Genomic DNA, 6,093 nt, shown 5'->3' on the forward strand with positions numbered 1-6,093 from the left:
CCATGGAGTTCATGGCAATTTGGAATGAACTATTTTTACAGTAACTGGAGAGGAGCATATAAAGGAAGAGGAGATAAAAAAGAAAAATATCCTTATGAAGGAGTATTTAAAAGAGGAGAATGGTGGGAAAGAAATGTTTCACCTGACAGTGTTGTTTATGACAGGTTACAGTTAAGTACAGATCCTTTATCTTCTTTAAGTAATAAAAGAAATGGACTTAATTATGGACTTGTAACCACTAGGAAAGTAAAAGATGCAGGAGTTCCGTTTATAATAGAACCTGTTATAAATATAAGTACTCCTCCATTGCCAAACTTAAATATTAATCCTGTAATAGTAAACCCTAATGTAAAATTTACTATTCCTGATGTGACAACAGTAACTTTTACACCTACTACATTGCCGGATATTAATCCGAATGTATTTGATCCTCCTGCACTTGATGAAGTATCAATAGGATTTGCACAAGACATGCAAGGAATATCATTTTATGCGGAACCGAATGTCATCATAAATAATGCAAATGCAAATGCAAATGCTGCAGGAACGACTGTATTAGTTACTGATACAGGATTTAATGTGGATAATTCATTCACATGGGATGGAAAAAAAGAAAATCAGGGAAGAAGTAGTACAGGAACAGGAACAGTAGTAGGAACATGGAACTGGACACAATCAAACCCTGATCCATCAGCTGCGACACCTGTTCCAGGGAATGTTATTGCAAATTCTGCTGGAGTATATGCAGCTTATAAAGGAAATGCAGCTTATAGAAATCCTGCTATTGCCTCATCTCCTCAAACGGTATTCAGTTTTACACAATATCAACAACCGACAAAAGATGTTAAACCCGGTAATGTTTTAGAAACTACATTAACAGGAAATTGGACCTTAAAAAATGCAACAACAAATCCTAATGAAAGAGGTAAAGTACCAAGAAATACTTTAAGGTTTATAAGTGTAAATGGAAATACTGTTTATTCATTTTATGATCCGTTAGTAGTTAATTTTAACGGAAAATTGAACTTATATGGAAGATCTCTTGAAAATTCACTATCGACTGGAAAACCACATATGACAGTGGGAGTAGAGTATCAAACAGCGGGAGCTCATCCTTCAATATTTAAAAATAACGGAGAAATTAATCTTGAAAGAGAAGATGCCAAAAATGCAGCTCAATTAGGGATATATTTGATTGGTATGACTGCAATGGTTGAAGATTATGCACAATATCAACCAAATGATGGGAATGAAGTAGGTAAGAGAAATGGTATATCTTATCCTAAAATAACATATAAACCATGGGCAAGTGAAATGCAAAATAATGGAACAATTACTGTTAAAAGTATAGACAGTATCGGTATGGATTTTTCCGAGTTTCATTTTCATCCTACAGCGCAAATAGGAGCAAATGCAGTAAAGCAGAAAGCATGGGATAACAAAGGCTCGTTAAATGTATATATGAAAGTAGGAAATATTAATGTTACAAGTGAAGGAATATCTGCAGGAGGAACAACAAGAGGAAGTTACGGAATAAGGGTTCCGAATGTTTTTGCCCCAAATATTTATAAACCGGGGTCAAATAGAAATCCTGATACTGAGGCAATATATTATGATGAAACAATTATAAACGGAGATGGAGGTAAAGTTACATTAGAAGGAAGTTATAATACCGGAATTTCCATATCCAAGCTGATAAGAGGAGCGGGACTTTTACCTGTTACAAATCCTTATACGGAAACGACACAGGTCGGTTCAACTGAAGGTGATGTAAAAGTAGGTGAAGGACATAAGAGAGTATATGATTATCAGAAGGAAAAAGGAACAAATTTAGATAATACTGGAAGAACAGTTGATGATCCGATAGGAAATATATTTAACTTAAATATATTAGTCGGCGGAAGGGAAAATGTAGGATTCCTAAGAAAATCCGATTATATGAAAGGTGGTTATTCTGCTGCAGCACAGGCACTGGCTCAAAAAGATTTTGTAATACGGGATACACATGTTAAAAGTATAGATTTTACAGGAACAGCAGATGGGGGAGTGTTGTTCAGAACAGACAGATACGGGATAGATGTTCATAAAAATCTGACAGTAACACCAGGAAATGCGAGCTCAGCAGATAAAAGGTTCAATATAGTGTTACTCGCAAACGGTTCTATAAATCATGCAGATGCTATAGCTCCTAAAGTGAAAAATACAGGTACCGTAACTGTAAATGCAGGCGGTCAGAATGTAATAGGACTCATGGCTTATCAAGGAGGTAATGCTGAAAGTGCAGGAGATTTAACAATATCAGGGTCAGATGATTCAATAGGAATGGTAATAAACGGTATTAATGCAAGTAATAAAAAAAGTATGGGAACAAGCTCAGGAAATATAAGTGTAACAGGTAAAAGAACAGCAGGAATATATAATAATGGTTCTGTATACTCAATGACAGGAGGTTCAGTAAAAGTAAACGGAGAAAAAGCAATAGCCATTTATGCTTCCGCAGTTGGAAACAGACTTGCTGAAACAATATTGGGTGCAGGAACAGTCGAAGCTCAAGGAACAGGTTCCGTTGCTCTTTATGCAAACGGAGGTTCCGATATAACTCTGAATGGAACAACATTAAAAGTAGGAAATGGGGGACTTATGTTCTATGGAGAAGGAATACCGGGAAATCATTCTCAACTTTTACTGACAGGAAATGCAACTGCACATATTGGAACCGGCGGAACGGCATTTTATGTTAAAGCAGGAGCCGGAAGTCCATTGGAAAATATAAGATCATCAGCTTCAACAGGAACTCTTACAGTTAATCTGGCAAACGGGTCAACATTCCTGATAGCTGAAGGAAATGGCGGTAATGTCGGAGGGGAAAAAGTATCATCTCTTAGAGCCGGTTCAGGCGGAAGCGTACCGGGAATAGTAATAAATGGAACACCGGGACAATACATACCTTATAAAGCTTCAAGGGTACCTTTGACGGTAGATGTCCACTCCAATCTTGATAATGTGGCGGATGCATATTTAAATTCAGAATTTTCATCGTCAAGTATAACGGTGGAAGCCGGAAAATCGATAACAGGTTCGGGAATATTGACAGCGCCGGCAAAACTTGTAGGAAAATCCAAAGTAGCCATAGCACAAAAGAACACACAATCACCGAACAGAAATGATGTAATACTTACAAATAACGGAACTATAAACTTGACAGGAAAAGAAATGGCAGGAATAGTAGGAGAATTTGCAGAAATAATAAATAACAGTGTATTAAATACTACAGGAGATGATTCAACGGCAATAATATCCGCAAACGGTTCTGTTGCAAAAAATGACGGAACTATAACAATAGGAAACGGCGGTGTAGGAATAGCAGGAATAAACTATCTTGGAGTAACTGAAAATCCTCCATTGGGAATACCTACATACGGGAATCAATCCATAGAGTTAAGACATAACGGTAGCATAGTTTCAAACGGTACATCAAAATCGGCAATAGGAATACTTGCTGTGGATTTGGCTCAAAATAGTGCAGGAACATTGATAAATGCATCGAATTCTTCAAGAATATATTTAGGAAACGGTTCTTCAATAGATGTATCATCTGCTGCAGGAGGAATAGGAGTATACTCCAAAGGAGTATACAGAAACGGTTCAATGGCAAAAGTAAACGATGACGGTTCCATAATAAAAATAGGAAGTAATGGAATAGGATATTACCTTGAAGGCACAGAACTGGATTCCGGAGGAGGAAGTATAGAAACTGTAGGAGGTACAACAGGAAAGGGAATATTTACAGATTCAAATGTAATAAATAATAAAAATATAACTTTAATGGGAGATAAGTCTATAGGGATTCATAATTATGGAGCAAATGCTCAATATGGTCCTGGAGTGTTGGTAGCTATAAATAACGGAGGGACAATAACATTAGGTAATTCAGCAGACAGAAATAATCCAAGTATAGGTATATTTACTAAGAACGGTAATATAAACCATCAAGGAAATATAATAGCAGGAATGAGAGGTTTGGGAATATTATCGGAAACATTGGGAGGAGTTTTAAGTAGTGGAAATATAGCTGTAGGAGAAGAAGGTCTTGGAATATATAAGAAAAAAGGGTCACTTACAGTAAGCGGAGGAATCAGTACCGGAAATTCGGCAGTAGCAGTATATGGAGATGATAATGTATCAATAGTAAATAATTCTCCAAATATAACAGTAGGAGATAATTCATTCGGGTTTGCAATATTAAGTAATGGAATAAATAATTATACAGGCAATGCAGGTTCTAATTTCAGCATGGGAACAAGAAGTGTATATCTGTATAAATCCGGTGCAAACGGAGCAGTAAACAGTGCAACAAATGTAAATTCAACAGGTATAAGCAGTACAGGATTTTATGCAACAAATGGAGCAGTAATAAATAATACAGGAAATGTAAACTTTGGAAACAGTACAGGAAGTGTTGGAGCTTATGCTTCAAACAACGGTTCAGTAAATCACAATGGTGGAAGTATAACAGTAGGACAGTCAGACATAAAAAATAAATACTATGCAATAGGAATGGCAGCACAGAAAGGCGGGAAAATTTATAATAGTTCAGTAATAAATGTAACAGGTAATTACGGAATAGGAATGTTTGCAGAAGGTATAGGAACAGTGGCTGAAAACCATGGAACAATAAATTTAATATCTGCAGGAGAATTGAAAGGTGCTTATGGAATGTATCTGAATAATGGAGCATATGGAGTGAATGCAGGAACAATAATCTCAGGAAGATATTCAGGAGATGCGAATAAAGAGGCTTCATATGGAGTAGCAGTATTGAACGGAGCAACACTTGAAAACAGAGGAACAATAGATATTGATATGGATAATTCCTATGGGATATATATAAAAGGCGGTATAATAAAGAACTATGGTACGATAAATATATCAGGAACAGGTTCAGTAGGAATAAGAAATAAAAATGGTAAAGATGCAAACGGGAATCCGATAACAGATGCAAGTATGGCAGGAGCAGGAGTAAATACAAGAAATGGAGCCAATGCTTATGTGGATGAATCGGGAGCAGGTTCACAACCTTCGATAGCAGGAAGCACGATAATATCTCCATCAGGAGTAGCAACAATAGACGGTAAAGTTGTTCCACTTCATGATTTGACACCGGGACCAAATCCTAAGACAGGAAACTTTGCATTTTCAAATGTAGGTATTTATATAGATACACTTGGAAGAACAAATCCTATAAATTGGGTGGACGGCTTTGTTCCGAATACTGATAATGATTTGATAATAGGGAGTGAAGCAGCAGAACTGTCAAATAGTAAAGCTATAAAAATAGGTAAAAATATAATAACACCTTATATAGCACCTTACCAGTCACTTGGTGGAGGAACGGGAGGTAAATTGAATGCGATATCAGGGTCTCTTACATGGACAGTACAACCTATAGAAGGAGCAAGCGGATTCCCTGAAGAAGCAATAATGGCAAAAATACCTTATACGGACTTTGTAGCAAAAACTGAAAATGCTTGGAATTTTGCAGACGGACTTGAGCAGAGATACGGAGTGGAAGCAATAGGGACAAGAGAAAAACAGTTATTCAATAAATTGAACAGCATAGGAAAAAATGAACAAGTATTACTTACACAGGCTTATGACGAAATGATGGGACATCAATATGCAAATACACAACAAAGAATATACGGAACGGGAAGACTTCTAGATAAAGAATTTACTCATTTGAAGAAGGAATGGGATAATAAATCCAAACAGTCGAATAAAATAAAGACATTCGGAATAAGAGATGAGTATAAGACTGATACGGCAGGAGTAATAGACTATACAAGTAATGCATACGGAGTGGCTTATGTACATGAAGATGAAACGATAAAACTTGGAAACAGTACAGGTTGGTATGCAGGAGCGGTACATAACAGATTTAGTTTTAAAGATATAGGTAGATCTAAAGAAAATACTACAATGCTGAAAATAGGGGTCTTTAAATCAAAAGCATTTGACCATAATGGAAGTCTTAATTGGACGATATCTGGAGAAGGTTATGTATCGAGAAGTGATATGCATAGAAAGTTCCTT

At 36.4% G+C, this 6,093-nt stretch carries 1 protein-coding gene; it reads left to right on the forward strand.

Annotated elements, in window-relative coordinates; genetic code table 11:
* A partial coding sequence (locus EII29_RS12195; RefSeq protein ID WP_158612524.1) for an autotransporter domain-containing protein occupies positions 1-6,093 on the forward strand: 6,093 nt, incomplete at both ends.

The sequence above is a fragment of the Leptotrichia sp. OH3620_COT-345 genome (genome assembly GCF_003932895.1).
Lineage (GTDB): Bacteria > Fusobacteriota > Fusobacteriia > Fusobacteriales > Leptotrichiaceae > Pseudoleptotrichia.